This window comes from Aquimarina spongiae, from assembly GCF_900141785.1.
Classification (GTDB): domain Bacteria; phylum Bacteroidota; class Bacteroidia; order Flavobacteriales; family Flavobacteriaceae; genus Aquimarina; species Aquimarina spongiae.
The window spans coordinates 20,439-43,518 of the sequence record NZ_FQYP01000008.1 but is presented as its reverse complement, the minus strand read 5'-3'; the positions used below and the strand labels follow the sequence as shown (position 1 = coordinate 43,518).

Genomic DNA, 23,080 nt, shown 5'->3' with positions numbered 1-23,080 from the left:
GTTAGATAAGGTTTACGTCTGTAATTATTTCCAGAAGTGCAGGACCTTGGTGATCTCTTAATTTTTCCATTGCAGGAATCAAGTCTTCTAATTTTTCTACTTTGATACCCAAAGCACCACAGTTATTGGCAAAATCAGCAAAACTTGGATTGTGTAGAGAGGTTTGCCATACGTCGAGTTCTGCGGCCCGTTGTTCTTTGGAAATTTTACCCAGTTCAGAATTGTTAAGCACGATATGCTTAATATTCATTTGATATTTTACCAAAGTAGAAATTTCTGCCAGGTATTGCCCTAGACCTCCATCACCAGATACCGACCAGATCGGTCTTTGATCACCTTGTGCTGCCCAAGCTCCCATAGCTGCTGGTAATGAAAACCCAATTGACCCTAAATACCCAGACATAAGAATGGATTGTTGTTTTGGCTCAAAATATCGACCAAAAGAATAGGTGTTGTTACCTACATCCACCGCAATAACCGCATTATCTGGAGTTACCTTGTTCATGGCATCAAATACAGCAATAGAACTAATGCCGGCAGTACTAGAGTCCTGAAGCCTACTTTGTTTCTCATCTCGCCATATTTGCCAACGGGAAGCAATTTCTTTGCGATGATCAATACTCTGCGTAGTTCCTTCAGTTTCTTTTCGTATTACGGTTAAAGTTTCAGAAATTTCACCCCACAACGCACAGTCAACTTTATGAAATTTGCTCAGCGCCATAGGATCAAAATCTACCTGGATGATTGGTTTTTTGGGAGTGATCCCCGTGTGATTAGAGAACGAGGCACCAAAAACAATCAAAAGATCGCTTTCATTCATAAACCATGAGGCGATAGGTGTTCCACTGCGTCCTAATACACCGCACCCCAATTCGTGATCATCTGGGATCAAACCTTTTCCTTTGAAAGTGGTAATCACTGGGCAGTTAAGCGTACCTGCGTATTCGATGATGCTCTCCATTTCAAAACGTGCTCCATGCCCTACAATTATTGCTGGTCTTTTTGCAGATTTGATCATGTCAATGGCTTTGGTAAGCATTTCTTTGGGTGGAGAAATATTAAAGGGGGTAATACGATTCTCTGGTGTTTGCGCTTTTTCTTTTTCTGGCTTAGCGGTAAAGGCAACTTCATCAGGGAAAGTGAGGTGAGAAACGTCTCTTTTGATCAAAGCATGCTTTAATGCCAAAGACATTAATTCACTATGATTAGAGTTGAGGTGTACTGCATGATTAAACTCGGCAACGCTGTTAAAAGCTTTGGTCAAATCCACTTCCTGAAATGCACCTGTACCCACAACCTGCGTATGTACTTGTCCCGAAAGCGCTAATAATGGTACACGATCAACTTTGGCATCCCACATCCCTGTAAACATATTGGTGGCTCCTGGTCCTGCAATTCCAAAACAAGCGGCGGGTTTTCCTGTTAGTTTTGCATATCCTGAAGCAGCAAAGGCAGCTGCTCCTTCGTGACGAATTCCGAAGAAACGTAATTTTCCTTTTTGTTCTTGTCTTCTCATAGCATCTGCAACTCCCAAATTACTATGCCCCACCATACCGAATACCGTATCTATGCCCCAATTGACCATAGTTTGGATCATAACGTCAGAGATAGTTTCTTGATGCTCACCTTCTTCAGGGATACCTACGTATATTGCATTTTCTTCTTCCTTAACATCAAAGGTCGTTACACCGTCATCAAATCCACCTGGGGATAATCCCGTACAAGGATGAAAATCCCAACCATGCCATGGGCATCGTAACATTCCATTCTCTATAGAACCTTCTCCAAGCGGTCCTCCCTGGTGCGGACAACTATTGTCTAGTGCAGAGAACTTTCCTTCAAAATGCGTAAGACAAATACCTTGATGCCCCGCAGTAACGGTTTGTACTCTGCCTTCTGGGAGTCGATCTTTGTTGTCCAGTACTTTGTACCATACTGTTTTTTTGTTTGATGCCATGAATTTGTGTGTTTAGTTATTTGTTTTTTGATGAAATTGCTGTTGTCGTATCCGTACTGCTCTAAATGAGTAAATAATCAGTATGATTAACCCGAGAAGTACGCTAACAATTCCTGCTATAGAGATATAAATTGAAAATTCAAAATTGCTGTCAGCGCTTTTGTATAGACCTGAAACTAAAGCTGAAATAACTAAACTAGCTACTCCGATATATAGAAATACCATCGCACTGTTCAGAAATTTTAACTGCTTTAATTTTTGTTCAATTAGATTTTGATTCATTCCATCCTGTTCTATTAGTCCTTTAATCTCTGTACTTAGATTTATGAGGAGGTTGGAGGTAGAAAGGATCAATAATCCAATCCCGGGAATGATCGTTGCAGGAATATACCAGTTTTCCATAGAGTTTAGTTTTTATAAGCTTGAAATGCTTCGTTAAAAAAACGTACTCCGGTTGTATGATCGATATCACTAATTGCCAATACAGCTCCTTTAAAGCCTTCATTTTTCCATTCACCCGCGGTAAGAGAAGAAAAATTGGATGTGTCGATACCATCATGTCCTTGATAGGCACTGATGTAGAAATAATAGTCGTCGATCATGGTATCGGGGATTGCCATTCCCAGTCCAATAGCCAGCCCAGATTCATCCTCCAGAGGGGTAAATGCGCCAGTATCGAAATGATGAGGCCATATACGTATTTCTGAACTTAGATGGTTATCGTTTAGAAATTGTTGAATGACCGTATTAGCCAGGATACGGTGCTTTTTTAGTGTCTCCAGTTGATGTTTATCCTGAAGTGTAAACGTGTAATCCTCTTGAATTTTGTAGGGCAGATCATAATGTAGATCATAGCTATAGATTCCTAACCCATATTGATGAGCCATTTGTTGAATCCATTGTACTATTTCGGCATGCGAAGTGCCATCTAATTTCAATGAATTAGCAATGTCCGGTCCGTTCCATTCTAAAGTGAAAAGATTGTAATTTAAACAAAGTCGGATCTCTTTATCTCCTAATTTACGAGTAGATAAAATGGCATTTTCTGTTGAAAATCCAAGGTTTGTATGGCTATCATCATCTTTTTTCTCTAAAAAACTGATTCCTGCTGCAGCCAGATATTGTGCTGCCAAGTGCAATTGATTTGTCATGTTAAGGTTTATTTGTGTGTTATTACCTATTCTTTATGCGATGTTTGCTTTTCGTTTTTTAGAAAAACAAAAACAACTCCAACCGTAATAAATTCGTCATTCAATGCTCCCGAAACTCCTTTAAACTCAGCAAAAGCAAAAGTTTTTCCTAGATTATAGTGTACTCCAAACCCATAATTGATTCCAAAAGCCTCTTCTTTTTCCTCTTCCAAAGTGTTTGAATCTTGCTCTTGCTCAATGGTATAATTAATACCGGATAATGGATACATTCCAATTTTATGAGACACTTCAAAGATGTAATGTGCATTGAAGTTGAGTTCGGTTATTTTTAGTTCATAATTATTTTCTACTTCTTGCTTTGGGAATAGGGTTACTTCTGGACCAAAACAAAAATGCTCGTTAATTCCGTAGTACCCTCTTGCATTAAAGCCTATCAAATTTTCTTCAAGTTCTAGGGATGGGGCAAAACCTAGCATCCATCCTTGTTGACCTAACAGCGTTGAGGGAAAGCTCAAAATAACGACTAACAGTATTTTATAGCACACCCGCATAGTTAATGCCCGTTAGTCGATGCATGTCATAATCAAAAGTGGTCAGATCATCAAAATTGAATTGTCGGATATCATTGTGACCACAAGATCTGGCAATGACTTGCATCAATTCTGTAGAGGCTTCAAAATAATTGGCCAATTGCCTGGCTGAGGATTGGATTTTTAATCGTGCTCTTAGATGTTCTTTTTGAGTGGCAACTCCCACTGGGCAATTATTAGTATTACAGGCTCTCATACCTACACAACCTACTGCCTGTATGGCTGCATTAGAAACAGCAATGGCGTCGGCACCAAGCATCATGGCTTTGGCAAAATCCTCTGCTATACGAAGTCCACCAGTAATGACCAGGGTAACGTCCTTTACACCTTGCTGATCCAAAAATTTTCTGGCTCGAGCCAGGGCAGGAATTGTAGGAACGTTGATGTTATTTCGCAAAACCGTAGGTGCGGCTCCGGTTCCACCTCCACGTCCATCCAAAATAATGTAATCTGCATCGGCTTCAAGTGCAAAGGCAATATCTTTTTCGATGTGACTTGCGGCCAACTTGAATCCTACTGGAATTCCACCAGATACTTCACGGACCTTATCTCCCCAATCTCTAAAATCTTTTACAGTAACCAGGTTTGTAAAGGTGGCAGGAGATATTGCTGCTTCACCTTCTTTTAACTCACGAACTTTTGCGATTTCTCCCTTTACTTTTTCTCCAGGGAGATGCCCTCCGGTACCTGTTTTGGCACCTTGTCCACCTTTAAAATGAAATGCTTGCACTTTGGGAACGCGATCCCAGGAGAAACCAAATCCGGCAGAAGCATATTCCATAAAATATCTTGAGTTTTCGGCTTGCTCATCGGGTAACATTCCGCCTTCTCCAGAACAGATTCCAGTTCCAGCCATTTCTGCACCAGCGGATAGCGCAATCTTTGCCTCTCTCGATAAAGCTCCGAAACTCATATCACTCACAAACAAAGGAATATTGAGGGTTAACGGTTTTTTTGCCCTTGGTCCGATCACTACTTTGGTGGCAACTTCTTCGTGATCTAATAAAGGTTTCTTTGCCAATTGAGCAGGTAGAAATTGTATATTTTCCCATTTGGGAAGGGTGTTTCGATCCACTCCCATTGCTTCTGAAAACCCGTGATGGCCTACTTTTTTTAGACCATATTGAGCCAGATGTTTAATGTAATTGGTATACGGCTCTGTATCTTCTGGATGAGTATCAGCATAAGCCCCCAAATATTCTTCTCTATTGAAAGGTTGTGGGTGTTCCACCAAGTATTGGTTGATTTCTTCCTCATCTACCAATAAATCATCTCCTTTTATTTGTGCTGTAAACTTATGTAATACTTCCTTGTTATTATATTCTGAAACTCCTGTATCATAGCGATAGTCCCAATCGTGCACACCACAAATCAGGTTGTGCCCATCGATATGACCATCAGCCATCAAAGCACCTCTGTGCAGGCATCGGCCATAGAGAACAGAAATATCATCTTCGTATTTAACAATAACTAAATCCAAGCCATTTACGATGGCATGTGTTGGTGTTTTGGTTTCCAACTTGCTAACCTGTGCAATTACAACCGGTTTTTTCATAAGTGTGAGCGTATGTTAAAAGTTTATTTTTTGTTCTAAAAAGCGAATCCAACAGTAAACACAAATCGTGCTCCGTCTTCGGTGCCATATAAACCTGCATTTGCCGAAAAAGTGTCTAAACCACTAATCCAAAAAGTTCCTCCTACTGAAGTATGCCAGGTATCTGAATCGTCGTCTTCAACCCAAACCCGACCATGATCAAACCCACCGGTTACTCCGTATTTTAAAGGGATAAAACTTGTCTTGAATTTTCCTAGTTGCCAGCGTAAGTCAATATTTTGGTATAAGGAATATTTACCGTTAAAGCGTTCGTTCCTGAAACCACGTAGTCCGTTGTTTCCTCCAATTTTAGTCCCGTGATAGAACTCAAAATCGTCACCAAGTATAGCTTCGGCTTGAACTTTTGTAGCCAGCACAAAGTTGCCTCTTTTAGAAAGACTATGATCTATAGAAAAATAAGGTCTTACATAGGCAAAACTATTTTCATTATCTCCGCCATCAATATTGGTTTTATATCCTGCTGTGATACCTGTATTAAGTGCGTATGTAGGAAAAGCAAGGTCGTTTTTGTTGGCAAAATGATAATGTGCTTCAGCTCCCAGATAGTTTTGTCTTTCAAAAACATCGTTGGTGGCGGGTACGATATTGATGAATCGTCCATCGGTGTTTTCAACCTCAAAAGATTCGAATAGCGGTTTGAAGTAAAAGTTACCTCCATCTCGACCTCTCCATATCAGAGAAATCGCAGCACTCAATTTCTCAATTCGAGTTCGGTTGAAGTCCAGATCTACTTCGTCTCTGTCGTATTCGGTGTCATTACCAAATCCAAAAAAGTTAATCGCAAAAGTAGGACTGTTGTACTTGGCTTCTACACCAAAATTCCAATTGTAAAAAATATTAGAAAACTCCCCATTGTACGATACATCAAACCCTGACGAGCCTGTATAGTACGATGCACCAATAGATTGCTTATGAGTAAAAGGGTTTCTTTGCAGACCATATTGTGTAAAGGTATTTTGAACCCCAATTCGTAATCCGTCGTCGGGATTAAAGGCTAACAAAGGTAATACCTGATTCACGTGATAGCGGCGTTTTTTGTAGTCATAATTATTGATCTCATAAGAATCGACCAGCCACTTTCTTGAATTTTTGTGTACGATGGTATTATCTTTTGATTTGTAGTCATAAAGTTTCACCTTTCTTCTATTCCTAAAATCGTAAGTGTCATTTTTTCTTCCACCCATAATCCGAACCATGATTGGATGATCACCTTGTCCCTGAACCTTAAAAGAATCATTACCATTTAGGCCGTATAACCAAATTTCTTTGGTTTCTTCTTTGGAGAAGGTACGATTGAAAATCTCAAGATCTTTACGTTGAATGTTCACAGAAGTCTGTCCATTGGGAAGTCTTTCGATGACAAAATCATCATTTTTTTGAGTCCCGACCACTACTTCAAATTTGTTGATGTACAAATAATAAGCTCTGGCAATATTTTCAAGATTAGCTCTTCTTCCTTTTAGTTTGGTTTTAAGGGATTCAATAGTTTCTCCTTTCACTTCATCAGGAATCTCGTTAAAAGCTTTTTCTATCACCTCGTCGGTTAGGTTGTTCTGGATATATTGAATTTGCAGTTGCCAATCTTCCCAATTGGATTTATTGATAAAGGTAAGGTCGAGTGGGTAAGGCTCAAAGTTGAACCACTTGGTATTGGGTAACTCTTCATCAAAAGACTGCATCATTCGTATAAAGGGTACTGCAAATCTCAAAAATGAGAGTACACTACCATCAAATACAGAAAATGCCTGGTCTCTATCCCTAGGGATCGGTTTACATACTTCGGTTCCATCCGGATTTTCGAATCGCGCCCAACGCCATTGATCTTCGTGCCTATCCCAATCTCCGATAAGCATATCAAATAATCGGGCACGTATGTAAGAAGGTTCGTCGACAATAGATTTTCCGGTTTTTCGAATCTCCATCAACACATCATTTGTACTTAGGATATCTTTGGGTTTCCCAAAACTTTCTAACTCGTTTTGATTCGAGGCAACACGTTCTTCGATCATGTAGAGTTCATCTCCATATTCATCGTTGTATACTCCTAACGCTTCTTGTTTAGGCACATAAAAAAGTTTAGGATTGGTATGGTATACATCCGCAGCATCGGCAAGTGTACCCACTGCGAACGGAGTGTAGGGATGGGCAGAGGTATAGAAATCCAGTAAAAATCGATCTGCAAAACTATCTTGTAAATCTTCTTCAACGTATTTATCCTGAAATGCTGTCGCTTGTAAGAATTTAGTAGCACTTTTTCTTAAGGCTCGCATTACAAACTGTCTTCCATCTTTGTCTTCTAATCGAAGGGATTTAGATTGATGTCCTCCTCCACGGCGTATTGGTTGTAGTCCACCAAATAAGGTGTCTAAGAATACTATGGGAGCTTCCACTTGGGTGCTGTAATATTTTCGATAATGGTCTCCCCAAAGTCCACGATATAATTTTCCTTTTGTGGTTTCTTCTTTGGTGTATACAGAAGATGTTGTGGTTTTTTCAAAACTGTTTTTTGATTTGAAATTATAGGAAAGTTCTGAAACATCTCCAGAAAAGATGGTCGTAGAAAATATAGGAGCATCGGTACTGGAGAAAAAAGAAACGGTGACCTTTCCACTTTTAAACACATCTAATTTGGCATATCCCATTTGCGAAGCACCAAAATCACCTTTCATCACCGATCGCACACCTTTTGTATTTCCCACGGCACCACTAATGATTTGGGGAATGCTATATTTATTGATGTATTGCAGGTTTTGATCTTTCCCAGAAGCAAAGATGACATTTTCTCGTTGGCGTGCTAGAGTAAGTAATTTATTTCGTAAGTCTGTATATTGTTTGTTCTGAAAATCCTGAGTAGACATACCTCCAGTTCTAGCAATTAAACCCGAAGTAGAGTTTGAAAAAACCGGATGATGAATAGCAACGATCTTAATTTTATCTTGATTCTTTTTCAGCACACTTTCAAACTCATCATAGAACTGTGTTCGATTTTGAATCTCACAATTGTCATTGATGTAGATATTTTTATCCCAGTTTTCGAGATACCATTGAGAATCTACAGCGATTAAGACTACGTTTTCGGAGAGGTCTTTTTTCTTGATAGGGCATCCATCGTCGGGATAGTACTTGGCGGCACTGTTATCCTGAACAAATTTTTCGATTCTTTTGACGTTTTTATAGCCCGATACTTTCCATTCGTTGTATCCGGGAGTGAGTATAATCTGCCCATTAAAATCTTCGATAACATCCAATTGTTTTCCTATCGTAGTTTTTGTGGAATTTTCTTTAATACTGGCTGGGTCAGCAATATTACCAACCAATAATAAGGTGTTGTTTTTTTGTTGATCTGATGCTTTGACGATCTGTTGTAGTACATCTAGGTCAATATCATTACTGGTATTTGCAGTAATGTATATCGAATTCTCTATTTCGCTTTCTTGACTGTATAGCACAGAAAAAGCAAATACAAAGAAGAGTGTCGAGATGATTTTTGGTTGTGTGAATTTCATAATTAGTATAAGGTGTCTTTTGCTAGTTTTATGTCGGTATAGGTTTTTTGAGCATAGAAACGTATTGAGAATCATAATCAATGATATTTTCTTTACGTAATACACTCAAAACATTACTAACCGTTTGTCTTGAGGTGTTGGTTAAGTGGGCAATATCTTTATGTGATAGCAGGTTTTTGGCTATCATTCTATTATTTTCTACTTGTCCGAATTCTTGTATATAATCGGTAATAAAATCAGTGATTCGGGAAGTGCTATCTTTGTATAATAAGTCTTGAAGCCTGCGTTCCAGTTTTTTTATTCGTAAACCATACACTTTGAGTACACCATTTTTTAAGGATTGGTGTTTTTGCATGATTTTTTCCATTCTATCGGCTTCTATATAGCAAATGATACAGTCTTCTAAAGCAATTGCTTTTTCTTCTGCTGACGATAAGTCGTCATATAAAGATAGTTCTCCAAAAATGTTTCCTTTTTTTACTAAGTACTTTGTAGTATCGTTTGAAGTATCAACAATTTTTACGCTTCCTTTTTTAAGAAAAAAAATATTTTTCTCATCCTTGTTGATCAGGTGAATGGTTTCTCCTTTGTTGATGTTCTCCATTTCAAGAATTTCGCACATACGCATCATGGTAATGCGTCCGAGTTTTTGAAAAAGATTAAACCCTTCAAGAAACCAATATTTGGTATACGTGTTCAAAAAAGAAATTGGTTTATATAGTTAGTATTGTTAAAAATAATGAATTTTGATAACACCCTGACTGTGTTAATTTTTCAAAACTTACTTCAGACGACAAACTACCTGTTTTGGATAGTTTGGTTACCCAAAATCCAATAAAAAAGGCTCCGTTCAGGAGCCTTAATAGTCGTATTTATAGTTTCGATCTTACGAATTTATTTGCTAAGCATGAGTAATTCGTTGCATACAACTTCTGTAATATATCGCTTTTGACCATCACTATCTTCATAACTTCTTGAGGTGAGCTTCCCTTCGATAGCTACTTCTTGTCCTTTGTTTACATACTTTTCAATGATTTCTGCGGTCTTACCCCATGCAACAATATTATGCCATTGTGTATCCGTGACTTTATCTCCGGATTTGTTGTAATAGTAATCATTGGTAGCAATAGAGAATTTTGCCAATTTTTTTCCAGATTCTAAGTTTACGATTTCTGGTTCTTGTCCTAAGTTTCCAATCAACTGTACTTTGTTTTTAAGCGTGTTCATAATTTTTAGTTTTCGTTAAACAATTGATACTATCGAATTCTGATGTTTCGACGATGCAAACATAGTATCAGGTTCAAACGGGATTCGGTTAGGAAGCATTTAATTTCGTTTGTAATCGTTTGTAGTCGTTTGAAAACTTTTATAGGATTGTTTTTCAGTAATTTATAAATAGTGTTGGATATGTGTTTTTATTTGGGAATTAGTTAATTTTAGAATGTAAATGGCTGGATGCATGCATAATGATATATGTTCTGATGCATAATTATAAATCAGTTTGATGAAAATATTAATATTTGGAGCTTCCGGTTCGGGAACCACAACATTAGGTAAGGCTATTGAAAAAGAAACAGGTTTTGTGCATTTGGATGTTGATGATTATTATTGGAGAAAAACAGAACCTCTGTTTGTCGAAAAAGTGCCATTACAAGAACGAAATGAGCATTTGAAGCAAGATTTTGAACATTATGATCATGTGGTGATGAGTGGTTCTATGGTAAGCTGGGGAAAAGAATGGGAGGTAGCCTTTGATTTGGCTATTTTTCTGTATTTGGATAATGAGGAAAGGATGGATAGACTTCAGAAAAGAGAAAATGAACGATACGGGAATTTGTTAGAAACAGATCAAGAGATTCAGAAAAATTCAAAAGCTTTTTTGCAATGGGCTAATCGGTACGAAAATGATGATTTTGAGGGAAGATCACTTAAGATTCACAAGAATTGGATGAAAAAACTGGACTGCCCTGTTTTGCAAATAGATGGAAGTTTGGAGTTACCAAATAAAGTACATCTGGTGATGACCAAATTAAAAACGATCTAATATGAGGTGTCTTTGGATATTCATAGTGTTTGGAGTTTTGATAAGCTGTAAAAAAAATGATACTATGCAAAATGAACAAAAACGAATGATAGAAAACTATGTCAATTCTTACAACAATTTTGACGTAGAAGGGATGATTCGAGATTTGGATCAAGATATTATCTTCGAAAATTATAAGGGAGATACCCTGGATTTGAAGATAGAAGGGTTAGATGGTTTTATAAAACAAGCAGAGTCTGCTACATCATTTTTTAAAGAAAGAAAACAAACCATTACGTCATGGCAGTTTGATACAGACCTAGTCCGTATTACAATAGACTATGAAGGGATTTTGGCGGTAGATCTTCCAAATGGGATGAAAAGCGGGGATACCTTGCAACTCAAAGGTGTTTCGGAATTTACATTTAAAGGGAATAAAATTAGTAGTATAAAAGATAAAAGTTAGATGTTAAGATCTGTAATTATTGCCATGGTGACTACAGGCTTATTGTTGCCAACAATATATGCTCAAAAGCAGAACCCAAACGATTTGGTAGAGGGTGTTTTTGAAGCACCGGAAAAAGTAAAAACACTAAGCTTGAATTGTTCAAACATTTCGGTTCTGGAAAAACAGGCTGGTCAACTTATACAACTATCTAGTTTGTATGTTCCTGGATGCAATGTTGAAGAATTACCTTCTGGAATCGACCAATTAAAAGCACTTACCTTATTGAATCTAGAAGATAATAATTTGCGCATGCTTCCAGATGATTTAAAGAGCTTACAAGAATTACGGGTAATTAACCTTAGGAAAAATAGTTTCACACATACTCCAGAAGTTTTTATTCATTTCCCTAATCTTAGGGAAGTTGATCTAGCCCATAATCAATTGGATTTGGCAGAAAGTATGAAGACTCTTAAAGAGATAAAGAAACTGGATTTTTTATATCTCTCCGGAAATGAGATATCCCTACTTCCTGAACAAATGGTGGATTTAGGAAGTTTACAAGAACTTCATTTAAGTCATAACCCGAAACTAGATCTTTCCAAAGGTTTCAAAGTATTATCTCGAATGCCGTCATTAAAAATTTTGGTATTGAGTGCGAACCAGTTTACAGATCTTCCTCAAGAATTAACGTTGATGCAAAACTTAGAGGGTTTGGTGCTGGATGAGAACCCAAATATGAACCTTGAATTGTTACTCAATCAGTTGAAACAACTGCAGAACCTAAAGGTGCTTTTGATTAGAAAATCTGGTTTAAGCAGTTTACCCAAAAGTTTAGAGTCTTTAAAAACGCTTGCGGTATTGGATTTGAGCCAAAATGAGTTTTCTGAACCAGAGAAAATCAGAATTAAAGAAGAGTTGACGAATACCAAAGTGCTGTTTTAAAAATAATGTGTAAATGAAACAGTTCTTCACGATTAAATTTATATCCTAATTAAGATGAAAAAACATATTCTTTTACTCCATGGAGCTCTAGGGTGCGTAGATCAATTCCAGGAATTGAAACGTATTTTATCTCAACAGCTTGAAGTGCATGCCTTTAATTTTGATGGGCATGGAGGAACAACAGAGACAAAAGACTTTAGCATTGATCTTTTTACGGATAATGTGCATTCGTTTATTCGGTCTCATAATCTTAAGGAGGTTTACATTTTTGGGTATAGTATGGGAGGGTACATAGCATTAAACCTTGAGCATAAGTATCCTGGAAGTGCCCGAAAAATTATCACCTTGGGAACAAAATTTGATTGGTTTCCAGAATTTGCAGCCAAAGAGGTGAAGATGCTTAATCCTGATAAGATTGAAGAAAAAGTACCAAAATTAGCCAATTATTTAGCACAATTACACGGTCCTGAAAACTGGAAAAATGTAGTTCTTCAAACGGGGAATTTAATGCGGGATTTAGGAAATCAACCACTTCTTGATGATCAAGTGTTGCGATCCATACAAACCGAAGTGGTTGTACTGTTGGGAAGTTTGGATACTATGGTGACCAAAGAAGAATCAGAGCATGTAAGCAATTTGTTACCTTTTAGTACATTGAAAGAAATTCCTGATTTTCCTCACCAAATAGAGAAAGTAAACAAGGAGCAGTTAGCGTCCTTCATTACAAATATTATAAATAATTAATTTTTTTTGTGATAGGGGGTGGGGTATATTAGAAGTGATGCGTTTAATAAGTACAAAACAATAATCTGTATCAAAACGAGAAGTTTGAGGGACAAAGCAAATTTCTTTTAACAGGTTTTATATGAAGAAGGAAAGAGAGCTCTCTTTCCTTCTTTTTTTGTTCAAAATTAATCGATTAATTGCTTGATATCAGACTCGTTAGTAATTTCTGTGTGATTGTGTTTTAATCGCCATCCCAAGGAATTGGTGAGAATATAAATTTTTTGAAGTTCGCTAATCAAACGATTTTCAGAATTGGTGATCAGGGTAGATTTTCGGATCTTATGATCTAACTCTTTTATTACCTTTTTCTGAATTTCATTATGATCCTCTGCAGAAAAGGGATTCAAGAATCCAGAAACAAGATTATGATATTTGATATCTGGATTGATATTGATTTCTGGTTCTGGAATATGAGTAAGTGTTACTGTTTTATTCTCTTGATTAAGAATGTACTCGATTTTACTCAGGTCGTAAGAAACTTGTACTGTTGCATTAACTACAATAACAGCGGCCTTTTTGGCTGTAAAAAAATCCCAATAATACTTTTTGGCATCTTTGTATGTAATTACTTCAGCAAAATTACCTTCGGTAACTACAAGTTTGCCAACATTCTTGATCTGATTTAAAATAAGATCGGACGATGTCAATTCTGTTTTTCGGGTATTTGAGGAATCAATAAAGTATTTAATTCCTAAAGCCAATAAAGCCATGATTACTGCCCCTAGTAGAAAGTTTCGCATAGTTGTATTGTCAAGTTCTCTATAAAAGTACAATAAAAAAACAGCCTTTCTGTATAAGAAAGGCTGTTGCGTTTAACTTTGTTGTATCTGTTAATTCAATTCTGGAGGATATTTTTCTAGGATAGCCGCCACAATTTCATTCATTTTTTCTTGTTTTTTATCCACTTTATTGGTTAAAGCAGATGTTCCCATACCTTGCCAGATTAATTCCTTTTTAGACGCGTCTATAAGATCTATGTACAAGGTGCCTTCAGTAACTCGAGAAACAGAATTATAGTTTGGTCCCCAAAACCATGGGTTCCATCCCCATCCATAACCCCATCCTGGGCCCCAGCCCCAGCCCCAGTTATTTTGGTATACGTTTACATTTTCTCTGGTCTTGGTGAAAATACTAACCAAAACATCCGGATTGTCCGACTTTTGGAAGCCTTTTGCGTTCATATCCGCTTCAATAGCACGTAGAATTCGTTTTTTGTCGAGATCGCTAATTTCTGCCTTATCGATACCCGGTTTATAAAAAGCGTAGCTCTTATATGTATTAAAATTAGCCTTCTTATCATAATCTGAAGCAACTCTTACCGTAGTGCAAGAACTAAGTGTTATGATAAGGATTAATGATAAAAGTGAAAAAAATTTCATAATCCCTGGATTTTATAGGTTTAACAACATCTTATGCAAAAAATAAGTCACAATAATCGTACCATATAAGGGGATGTAACACTATTTTTTTGAGTAACTATTCGTTTTCTTGTCATATCCGTATGGACAGTGTCTGCAACCACTTTCACAGCAATATCCTCTTCTTAGATGATATTGTTCTGTAAAACAACGATACCCTTCTGGGGTAATATAATAATCTCCCTCTTTTGGAGTTATTATTTTTTTAGAACCATTCATTATACAAAAATAAGTATCTTGCAGGTATATGCGCGTTGTTGTTAACAAATATTTGATAGGTAGACATTTCGTAGGGATTGCGCTCTGGCCATTTATTGTGGTCAAAGATTCATTCTTAAAGGAAGATGAAAGCTTCATCAATCACGAACGCATCCATTTAAGACAGCAGGCCGAGTTATTGGTATTACCCTTCTATCTCATCTATCTTTTAGAATATATCGTAAGAGTAATACAATATCGAAACTCGCAACTGGCGTACAGAAATATCTCTTTTGAGAGAGAAGCTTATGAAAATGAAGACGATCTCGACTATCTGAAAAAGAGAAAACTCTGGAGTTTTATGAAATATTGGTAGTGTGCTATTCAGTATGAGTGGTTTTTACACCATAGAGCACAACTTCTGAATCTTCTTCATAATCATCATCCCATTTGAAATAATTTCCAGTTTTGAAGTAGTTTTCATAACGGTACCCATTTCCAACATAATCATAAACGGTTACGTATTCAGTATCGATGTTTTTGGCTTCGCAGTACAGTTTGTATAATAATTTACCACCTTCAACCTTAAGAAAAATGGTAAATTTTTCATGCTCTACACGTCCAATATTGATTTTTTCATCTCCGTCGCTGGTCCATTCTCCACTTGCTGGTTTTTGATAATACTCAATTACAATATCACCATCATACCACTGTACTTTTACGGTTGCAGGAGAGTTCTGAAGCCCCAAAGCTTCGTTTTTAATTCCGTGTATTTGCCCTACATAAGTTTGCTTATTTCCTTTGCAATAGTTTACCTGTAAGGTAGATTCCATAATATGAGTTCCGGTTGCCATAGACCAGTTATCGGTTGTGGTTTGATTACCTCTCCAGTATTCTCTTAATTCTGTTCGGCAGTATTTTCTTTGGTCCAAATCGTAACCTCCAGAAGTAGTAAAACCAGTAAATTTGGTATAAAACGTATAGCTTCCGTCGCTATTTTTGTAAAAGTACTGACGTTGTTCTTCGGTCAATTCATCATTTTCAATTGCTTCGTAATATATCGAAGTTGCTTTACCGTTACCTCTATCGATAGGGACTGATAAATACCAATTTTTCCAGATAACATTTGCCTGACGTTCTTGTTCATTATTATTATCATCCTCAGTTTCTGGGTCTGGTTCTGGATCAGGCTCTTCAGAAACAGGTGGTGGATTAAGTTCTTCTTGTTCTTCAGAAGAACTGCAGCTCGCAAGGCATAGAACAAATCCAAGGAATACTAATACGAAAAGCCTATTTTTGAAAATCATAACTCAAGAATCATTAAATTGGTTGACCAAAAATAACAAAAAATAAATAAACAGGTTTTTGATCAACTAAAATCACTGTTTTTTCATGCTTTTTTCGGAAACTGTATATTCAGAAAATCAACTCATTACGCATCCCATTTTAGAAACTGCGTCTGTTACTCTACATATAAAACGTGAAGATCAATTGCATGAGCATGTGTCAGGGAACAAGTTCAGGAAGTTGAAATATAATCTGATAGAAGCAAAAGCATCCGGATATGCTACTATTCTTACCTTTGGTGGGGCTTTTAGTAATCATATAGCAGCGACTGCCGCGGCAGGTAAATTAATGGGTTTTCAAACGATCGGGGTAATCCGGGGAGAAGAATTGGGAGTACAATTAGTTAAGACGTTATCAGAAAATGATACGTTACACTTTGCCAATAAGCAAGGGATGCAGTTCAAGTTTATGGATCGAACTACTTACAGGTCCAAGGACACCAAGGAAGTTTTGCAAGAACTTGTCAAAGAATTCGGTAATTTTTATCTAATCCCCGAAGGTGGGACTAACGATTTGGCGGTAAAAGGTTGCGAAGAAATTTTGACTGATCAGGACGGGATGTACGACGTGATTTGTTGTCCCGTGGGAACGGGAGGGACAATTTCTGGCATTATTAATGGTGCTACCTTAGATCAAGAGGTAATAGGTTTCCCTGCGTTAAAAGGTGATTTTCTTTCTGGTGAAATAGAAAAATATACGTCCAGAACGAGCTGGAAACTGATTACTGATTATCATTTTGGAGGTTATGGTAAAATAAATCTGGAGCTTATTGAGTTTATCAATATGTTCTACAAAGAGCAAAAAATATCATTAGATCCTATCTATACCGCTAAGATGCTTTTTGGGATTTTTGATCTTGTAGAAAAGGGTATTTTTAAAAAAAATACTCGTATTTTAGCCGTGCATACCGGAGGGGTACAGGGTATAGCAGGAATGAATAAAAAATTAATGAAAAAGAAGCTACCCCTTATCACAATTTGATGCAAAGATGAAGAAACTGATTGTATTGTTATTGGGTACTTTTTTTCTAATTTCTTGTGGAGGAAGTAAAAAAGTAACCTCGACTTCCAGAACCAAAAGACCCGTTCCATCTCATAAAACTACCGTTGCCAAGACAAAGAAGCCTACAGAAAAAAAGGTAGTAAAAGAAAGCCCCAAAAAACCGGCAACTACGCTTTCCTATCAAGAACGTGTACAACAATATATTTTTGAATATGCTGGTATTGCCAAACAAGAAATGAAATCTTATGGGATTCCTGCCAGTATAACGCTTGCTCAGGGCATTTTGGAGTCAGGTGCTGGTTATGGAGATCTTACACAGCGGGCAAAAAATCACTTCGGAATTAAATGTCACGATTGGCAAGGTGATAGAGTATATCACGATGATGATCGATTACAAGAATGTTTTAGGAAATACGATCATGCTAGCGAGTCATTCCGAGACCATTCACTCTTTTTGAAAAATAGAAAGCGATATGCCCGATTGTTTACGTTTAGTAAAAGAGATTATAAATCCTGGGCAAGGGGACTGAGAGAAGCAGGATATGCTACTGATAAGAAGTATCCCCAGAAACTCATTAGTATTATAGAACGCTATGATTTGGATAAATATGATGATCAGGTTTTAGGCCGCAAGAAAAATAGAAAGCCTGGAAAAGAAGAGGTAGCAGTGGTGTCTAGAATGACTGAAAGTAGTGGGCATTTGGTACAAAAAGGAGACACACTGTATTCTATTTCCAGAAGGTACAAGATAACAGTAGAAGAACTAAAGGCTTATAATAATTTAGCCGATAATAATATCAAAATCGGGCAGGTGCTAAGAGTTGCCGCCGAAGAAGAGGAAGAAGATTTTAATTAAATATGATCTATCAAAGAAGTAGTGCTTTGTTTGCCGAAGCGCAAAAAGTAATCCCAGGAGGGGTAAATTCACCAGTAAGAGCATTTAAAGCTGTAGGAGGAGACCCAATTTTTGTAAAAGAAGCCAAAGGTGCTTATTTATTTGATGAGGATGGTAATCGCCTAATCGATTATATCAATTCCTGGGGGCCAATGATTTTGGGACATGCTTATCCTCCTGTTGTGGATGCTGTTGTGCAAAAAGCTAAAAAGGGGACCAGTTTTGGAATGCCTACCGAGATAGAAATCAAAATAGCAGAATTGGCTGTCGCTATGGTACCAAATATCGATAAGATTCGATTTGTAAATTCAGGTACCGAAGCTTGTATGAGTGCAGTGCGATTGGCTCGAGGATATACTGGACGAGATAAAATCATAAAGTTTGCTGGATGCTACCATGGGCACAGTGATTCTTTTCTTATTCAAGCGGGGAGTGGTGCGGTTACTTTTGGAAGCCCTAATAGTCCTGGAGTAACTCAGGGAACAGCCAAAGATACTTTGTTGGCCAGATACAATGATCTAGAGCATGTAGAGAGTATCGTAAATTCTAACAAGGGAGAAATTGCCTGTATAATTATAGAACCTGTTGCAGGTAATATGGGTTGTATCCCTCCTGTACCGGGATTTTTAGAAGGTTTACGAACGCTTTGTGATGCCCATGATATTTTACTGATTTTTGATGAGGTGATGACTGGTTTTAGATTGGCTCAAGGTGGTGCACAGGAACTACTAGGTGTTGATGCAGATATTGTCACTTTTGGTAAAGTGATCGGAGGAGGGTTACCTGTAGGAGCATTTGCCGCCAGAGAAGAAATAATGAATCATTTGGCGCCTTTAGGGCCGGTATATCAAGCAGGAACCCTGAGTGGTAATCCACTGGCTATGGCAGCAGGTCTGGCCATGCTAACTGAGTTACATACACAGCCTGAAATTTTTAAATCTATTGAAGAAAAGACTGCCTATTTGCATAAGGGAATGGCAGAAGTGTTGACTGCCAAAGGTATAGTGCATACGATCAATAGATTAGGTTCTATGATTTCTGTACATTTTGCAGAAGATAAAGTCGTAGACTTTGACACTGCCGCAAATGGAAATAATGATACGTTCAAGAAATTCTTTCACGGCATGTTAGAACGAGGCATTTATATTGCACCAAGTGCTTTTGAAACTTGGTTTATTACAGATGCGTTATCCTATGAAGATCTTGATGAAACCATTAAGGCAGTAGAGAGTATCGCAAATCACTTATAAAATGAATTTAGTGGATCATCCAATCGGCTAGTGCTTTGCTATCTCCGTTTGGATATTGGATATGATAAAGATGTTCTTCTACTTCATAGATATATGGATGCTTTTGAAGAATATCTTCTCCTTGAAAATCATCAAAATCACTACGTATAGGCAATATAATAATGTCTTCTGTTTTAATTTTGGTTTTTGCCAGACGAATTACCCAATTACACCATTTAGATTGCAGTGCTTCTTCTGTGGCTAGAAAAATGAACTTATTACTGGCGGTAATTTTTTGCAAAATAGTTTGGGTAAGTTCTTCACTCTTATCATCTTCGCTTACATCGTCTAACCAGTCTACATAGAGCATCACCCTGAAATTGTTCAAAAAGTTGATCGCACTGTCTAGTTCTTCTTGCTGATCTGGCTTGTGAATTAAGAACAAAGGGATTTTATGATCTTTGGTTTCCTGTTTGAAAAGCGCCAGGCTTTCTTCTACTGATTTGATATAAAACCTAGCAGAATTTCGATATTGAAGCAAACCGTATTTTGGAAGTATACTCATGTGAAGCGATAAGTTGGTTACTACGAATAACGTTTTAAAGAGGTCTTTTGTTGTAAATTAATGAATTAATAAATGCCTCATCATATTTTTTAATAGAATAAAAATAATATGATGAGGCTAAGAACACTAAGTGGTTAATAAATAATAGGCTAATTATTCTTCGGATTCGTCGGTAACTGTTTTGTTTTTACCAAAAAGTATTTTCATTTCCTGATATACTTCTTCTGCATTGGGTTCGTTTTCTCCTGCCAGGTAACGAACCATTCTGTAAAAACTCAGCGCATTCGAATAGTTATCATAATCCAATAACATCTTAGTGTCTATGAGTTGTTGGGTAAGTTGTTTTAGCTTTTCTACCTCAGAATCAATTTGTTTTCGAGTGTAGTAATCCCGATCAAATTCCTCTTTATCCAAAAAATTAGGAATCCATTTCGGTTGTTTTTCCATATGTTTCTTGGCACAATCTACAATCTGTTTGTTTTGATTTGCGATACGGCCGTATTGCTTTCTCTGTTCTGGGGATAGGGTTACAGTTTTTCCGTTTAATACTTTGTTTATGGCATTGATCCCAAAACTAAGTTGTTGCAATTCGTGGTCAGAAAAAGAAATGGGTATTATATTTTCTAGAGCCATTTGTGTGAATGTTAAAAGTTTATAAATGAAATGATAGGGCAAACCTAGTCGAAATCTCTTTATCGCGCCATCGGGAATACACCCCTTTTTGGTAGGGGAAATTTCTGGAAAAAGCTCTTTTTAAACCTTATTGAATTATGATTACAAAAAAAATCCCTGCATGAAATGCAGGGATTTTAATATGCTATGATACAATATCTTTACTTTTTTGGTTCTAGAATATTGGAGATTCTTTCCGCAATATCTAAAAGGTGATAACGCGTCATTCTATCTGCTGTTCTAGAGGCGGCACTTCTCGCATCTTTTCGCAATGTGGTTAGCTCTGCTCTTACCACAGCACGGATATCACTTTGAGAAGCGTTTACGTTAGTTCGTACTACAAAACGTCTTATGTTTGCTGGTATTTTTGGCTGTTCTTTGGTCATCAAAAACTCCATTCTATCAACATAAGCTCTTTGCAGATTACGACGATATACATCGATAGTTCTACCGTTTCTTAACTCAGACCACAACCCAGAGCGTAATTCGCTCATCATATCAAGAAGCGTATAGGCTTCATTGGTATTTAATGTTTCATTTTCTATAAGTCTTGCCATACGGCCATGCTCTAATAGGCGGTTTAATGTTCTGGATTGGAAATTACGAATGCGCTCTACGCTTCCAGCAGATTCAATTTTGTTAAAGATGGTGTTATCCAATAACCATTGCGGAGTGCTAAATAATTCTTCTTGCAAAAACTTCATAGCACGCTTTTGGTTTTCTTTGGTGACATGGGTATAAACAGCACCTTCCTGGTCGTAGGTTTTGTAATATTCATATACTCCTCCAATGTTAGAACTTACATGTCCCATATACCTATTGTATTGTGCTAACACCTGGCCATACATGGTTTCAAGGTCGTCATAGTTCTTACCATCTTCTGCTGTCCATTGTATTAAATTAGGTACAATACGTTTTAGGTTTTTTATTCCATAGGTACTTGCGTTTACTGCATCGTCTCCCAGGTCTTCGGTCTGGGAGCTAGGATCTATAACACCAAACTGCTGTCTTCCGAATCTGTACATAGGATCGTTTTGATGTTTCAAAATCCATTGATCCAAGGTTTTCTTTTCTCCTTCTGCGGTTTTGTCTATGATTGGACGATAACCCCAACGTATAGAATGCTTGTCATAGATTCCGATTTTTGGCATAAGGGCAACATCACCATCCCCGGGCTGTGCTACGTAATTAAATCTTGCATAATCCATGATGGATGGAGCGGTTCCATACTTTTTTGTAAATTCTGGATCTCTTAATGATTCAACAGGATAAGCAGCGCTACTCCCCATATTGTGTGGTAACCCAAGGGTATGGCCTACCTCATGCGAGGACACAAAGCGAATAAGTTCTCCCATTACTTCATCTTTGAAAGCTACATTTTGAGCATTGGGATTGATAGCTGCAGTTTGCACGAAGAACCAATTTCTAAGTAGAGTCATAACATTGTGATACCAATTAATATCACTTTCTAATATTTCTCCGGATCTGGGATCACTTACGTGGGGACCATTAGCATTAGGGATAGGAGATGCTAGATATCGAACTACAGAATATCGTACATCCTCTGGGCTCCAATCAGGATCTTCTTCAACGCTAGGCGGGTCTTTGGCAATAATTGCTTCTTTAAAACCAGCTTCTTCAAAAGCAACTTGCCAATCTTCGATACCTTGCTTGATGTACTTTCTCCATTTTTTGGGTGTAGCACGATCAATATAATACACAATTTGCTTTTTAGGCACTACAAGTTCACCTCGGTTAAATTTGGCAATGTCCTCTTCTTTGACTTCAAGTCTCCAACGATCAAGATAGCGAACGGTCTTACTTTCTTGTGCTTCTAAACCATAATCTACCTGACCACGAGCAAACCATCCAACGCGTTGGTCAAAATAACGACGTTTCATAGGGGTTTTCGGAAGTAGGATCATAGAATTGCTCATTTCTAATGAGATAGATCCTGTGCTTGCATTTGAAGGTGGTTCTGCAGCATTATACGTTTTGATGTGTCGAGCTTCAATATTAAGTGGATAACTTCTTATGGTATCGATGTAAGATCGAGCGTCATCCAGTTTGCTAATTTTGTAGGTTTTACGGTTAGCTGCAGGGAAACCTAGAGCTTTTACATCTTTCTTATACAAATTGGTAACGTCAATAACTGTTGCATTATGGATCGAATCTTTATGAAATGCTTTTATAGGGAAAGCATACAATACAGGTTCAAAATTTGAATTTACCACCGCTTCGTGAATGGGTAATGAATCTGCAGCGAAGATTTGATGAGCGACCACACGTAGCAATATTTGTTTGTTCTTTTTTTGCCAGCGTAGCACTTGCGTATTTTGCTTACCGCCTCCAAAACCTATACCTGTGGCGGTTTTGGCAATTCGAGTTACCATCAACATTTCTCGGTTAAGCAATGAGTCGGGAATTTCATAATAATATTTGTCGTTCACAAAATGAACATCAAATAATCCTTTGTCTGTTTTTGCTTGTTTGGTAATGACTTTGGTATAAGGCATTACGGTGTCTTTTTTTTGACCAGGAGCTTTCTTTTGTACCGCAGTCTTTTTTCCTTTTCTCTTTTTTTTAGCTTGAAACGCATACCCACTAGTAGTAAATGTTACGGTGAATATGAGAAGCCAAAGTATATTTCTTTTCATAGAATGATTTTTTTGAACGGCGGAAGGTAATAAAATTGCATAAGCGCTTATGTGAAATATTGGTTAAAGCATGATACAA

Annotated in this window: 23 protein-coding genes; 8 read left to right on the top strand and 15 right to left on the bottom strand. The window is 37.4% G+C overall.

Going from position 1 to position 23,080, the window contains the following annotated elements; translation table 11 throughout:
* Position 1 precedes the first annotated feature (1 nt).
* The 8 genes from BUE24_RS17665 to BUE24_RS17630 all read right to left on the bottom strand — a co-directional run bounded on the left by BUE24_RS17665 (position 2) and on the right by BUE24_RS17630 (position 10,046).
* Positions 2-1,957: a thiamine pyrophosphate-binding protein gene (locus BUE24_RS17665; protein ID WP_073318825.1), complete on the bottom strand. Its 1,956-nt coding sequence runs from the start codon at positions 1,955-1,957 to the stop codon at positions 2-4.
* A gap of 12 nt (positions 1,958-1,969) precedes the next feature.
* Positions 1,970-2,359, bottom strand: a complete 390-nt coding sequence (locus tag BUE24_RS17660) for a DUF2721 domain-containing protein (protein ID WP_073318822.1) — start codon at positions 2,357-2,359, stop codon at positions 1,970-1,972.
* Positions 2,360-2,364: 5 nt separating this feature from the next.
* Entirely contained in the window at positions 2,365-3,108 is a 744-nt protein-coding gene (locus BUE24_RS17655) for a hypothetical protein (protein WP_073318820.1), read from the bottom strand.
* A 26-nt stretch (positions 3,109-3,134) separates the two neighbouring features.
* Positions 3,135-3,623: an outer membrane beta-barrel protein gene (locus BUE24_RS17650; RefSeq protein ID WP_170864624.1), complete on the bottom strand. Its 489-nt coding sequence runs from the start codon at positions 3,621-3,623 to the stop codon at positions 3,135-3,137.
* A 19-nt stretch (positions 3,624-3,642) separates the two neighbouring features.
* Positions 3,643-5,253: a glutamate synthase-related protein gene (locus BUE24_RS17645; RefSeq protein WP_073318814.1), complete on the bottom strand. Its 1,611-nt coding sequence runs from the start codon at positions 5,251-5,253 to the stop codon at positions 3,643-3,645.
* Between the two features lie 35 nt (positions 5,254-5,288).
* Entirely contained in the window at positions 5,289-8,819 is a 3,531-nt protein-coding gene (locus BUE24_RS17640; protein WP_073318811.1) for a bifunctional metallophosphoesterase/BamA family protein, read from the bottom strand.
* A 28-nt stretch (positions 8,820-8,847) separates the two neighbouring features.
* The gene (locus BUE24_RS17635) at positions 8,848-9,519 is read right to left on the bottom strand and encodes a Crp/Fnr family transcriptional regulator (protein ID WP_073318808.1); all 672 of its coding nucleotides are present in this window, start codon (positions 9,517-9,519) and stop codon (positions 8,848-8,850) included.
* 194 nt (positions 9,520-9,713) lie between these two features.
* Complete coding sequence (locus tag BUE24_RS17630) at positions 9,714-10,046, bottom strand: single-stranded DNA-binding protein (protein ID WP_073318805.1); 333 nt, start codon at positions 10,044-10,046, stop codon at positions 9,714-9,716.
* A 277-nt stretch (positions 10,047-10,323) separates the two neighbouring features.
* Here BUE24_RS17630 and BUE24_RS17625 point away from each other — a divergent pair, with 277 nt between their 5' ends.
* From BUE24_RS17625 to BUE24_RS17610, 4 genes are all read left to right on the top strand, one after another.
* The gene (locus BUE24_RS17625; protein ID WP_073318802.1) at positions 10,324-10,863 is read left to right on the top strand and encodes an AAA family ATPase; all 540 of its coding nucleotides are present in this window, start codon (positions 10,324-10,326) and stop codon (positions 10,861-10,863) included.
* A 64-nt stretch (positions 10,864-10,927) separates the two neighbouring features.
* Positions 10,928-11,308, top strand: a complete 381-nt coding sequence (locus tag BUE24_RS17620) for a nuclear transport factor 2 family protein (RefSeq protein WP_073318799.1) — start codon at positions 10,928-10,930, stop codon at positions 11,306-11,308.
* Positions 11,309-12,232 carry a leucine-rich repeat domain-containing protein gene (locus BUE24_RS17615; RefSeq protein ID WP_073318796.1) on the top strand — a complete coding sequence of 308 codons (924 nt, stop codon included), beginning with the start codon at positions 11,309-11,311 and terminating at the stop codon, positions 12,230-12,232.
* A gap of 54 nt (positions 12,233-12,286) precedes the next feature.
* The gene (locus tag BUE24_RS17610; protein WP_073318793.1) at positions 12,287-12,976 is read left to right on the top strand and encodes an alpha/beta fold hydrolase; all 690 of its coding nucleotides are present in this window, start codon (positions 12,287-12,289) and stop codon (positions 12,974-12,976) included.
* 167 nt (positions 12,977-13,143) lie between these two features.
* Here BUE24_RS17610 and BUE24_RS17605 read toward each other — a convergent pair whose 3' ends face one another.
* The 3 genes from BUE24_RS17605 to BUE24_RS24010 form a co-directional block, all read right to left on the bottom strand.
* Positions 13,144-13,758, bottom strand: coding sequence for a DUF4230 domain-containing protein (locus BUE24_RS17605; protein WP_073319558.1), 615 nt, complete (start codon positions 13,756-13,758; stop codon positions 13,144-13,146).
* A gap of 90 nt (positions 13,759-13,848) precedes the next feature.
* Complete coding sequence (locus BUE24_RS17600) at positions 13,849-14,397, bottom strand: DUF4136 domain-containing protein (protein ID WP_073318791.1); 549 nt, start codon at positions 14,395-14,397, stop codon at positions 13,849-13,851.
* Positions 14,398-14,478: 81 nt separating this feature from the next.
* A complete protein-coding gene (locus BUE24_RS24010; protein WP_170864623.1) occupies positions 14,479-14,655 on the bottom strand; it encodes a C1orf53 family protein in 177 nt (58 codons plus the stop codon).
* 28 nt (positions 14,656-14,683) lie between these two features.
* On the opposite strand from BUE24_RS24010, the gene BUE24_RS17595 reads away from it, so the two are divergent.
* Positions 14,684-15,010 carry a hypothetical protein gene (locus BUE24_RS17595; RefSeq protein ID WP_073318788.1) on the top strand — a complete coding sequence of 109 codons (327 nt, stop codon included), beginning with the start codon at positions 14,684-14,686 and terminating at the stop codon, positions 15,008-15,010.
* A gap of 4 nt (positions 15,011-15,014) precedes the next feature.
* Here the strand turns inward: BUE24_RS17595 and BUE24_RS17590 are convergent, their stop codons facing one another.
* A complete protein-coding gene (locus BUE24_RS17590; protein ID WP_073318785.1) occupies positions 15,015-15,941 on the bottom strand; it encodes a polysaccharide lyase family 7 protein in 927 nt (308 codons plus the stop codon).
* Between the two features lie 85 nt (positions 15,942-16,026).
* Here BUE24_RS17590 and BUE24_RS17585 point away from each other — a divergent pair, with 85 nt between their 5' ends.
* From BUE24_RS17585 to hemL, 3 genes are read left to right on the top strand one after another with little or no spacing between them, the layout of a single operon-like run.
* Complete coding sequence (locus tag BUE24_RS17585) at positions 16,027-16,962, top strand: 1-aminocyclopropane-1-carboxylate deaminase/D-cysteine desulfhydrase (protein ID WP_073318783.1); 936 nt, start codon at positions 16,027-16,029, stop codon at positions 16,960-16,962.
* A gap of 7 nt (positions 16,963-16,969) precedes the next feature.
* Positions 16,970-17,839: a glucosaminidase domain-containing protein gene (locus BUE24_RS17580; protein WP_073318780.1), complete on the top strand. Its 870-nt coding sequence runs from the start codon at positions 16,970-16,972 to the stop codon at positions 17,837-17,839.
* 2 nt (positions 17,840-17,841) lie between these two features.
* Complete coding sequence (gene hemL / locus BUE24_RS17575) at positions 17,842-19,128, top strand: glutamate-1-semialdehyde 2,1-aminomutase (protein ID WP_073318777.1); 1,287 nt, start codon at positions 17,842-17,844, stop codon at positions 19,126-19,128.
* A 7-nt stretch (positions 19,129-19,135) separates the two neighbouring features.
* Here hemL and BUE24_RS17570 read toward each other — a convergent pair whose 3' ends face one another.
* The 3 genes from BUE24_RS17570 to BUE24_RS17560 all read right to left on the bottom strand — a co-directional run bounded on the left by BUE24_RS17570 (position 19,136) and on the right by BUE24_RS17560 (position 23,001).
* On the bottom strand, positions 19,136-19,672 hold the full coding sequence (locus tag BUE24_RS17570; RefSeq protein ID WP_073318774.1) for a toll/interleukin-1 receptor domain-containing protein: 537 nt from the start codon (positions 19,670-19,672) through the stop codon (positions 19,136-19,138).
* Positions 19,673-19,825: 153 nt separating this feature from the next.
* Positions 19,826-20,305: a hypothetical protein gene (locus tag BUE24_RS17565; protein WP_073318772.1), complete on the bottom strand. Its 480-nt coding sequence runs from the start codon at positions 20,303-20,305 to the stop codon at positions 19,826-19,828.
* A 200-nt stretch (positions 20,306-20,505) separates the two neighbouring features.
* Positions 20,506-23,001, bottom strand: coding sequence for a zinc-dependent metalloprotease (locus tag BUE24_RS17560; protein ID WP_073318770.1), 2,496 nt, complete (start codon positions 22,999-23,001; stop codon positions 20,506-20,508).
* Positions 23,002-23,080: the final 79 nt, after the last annotated feature.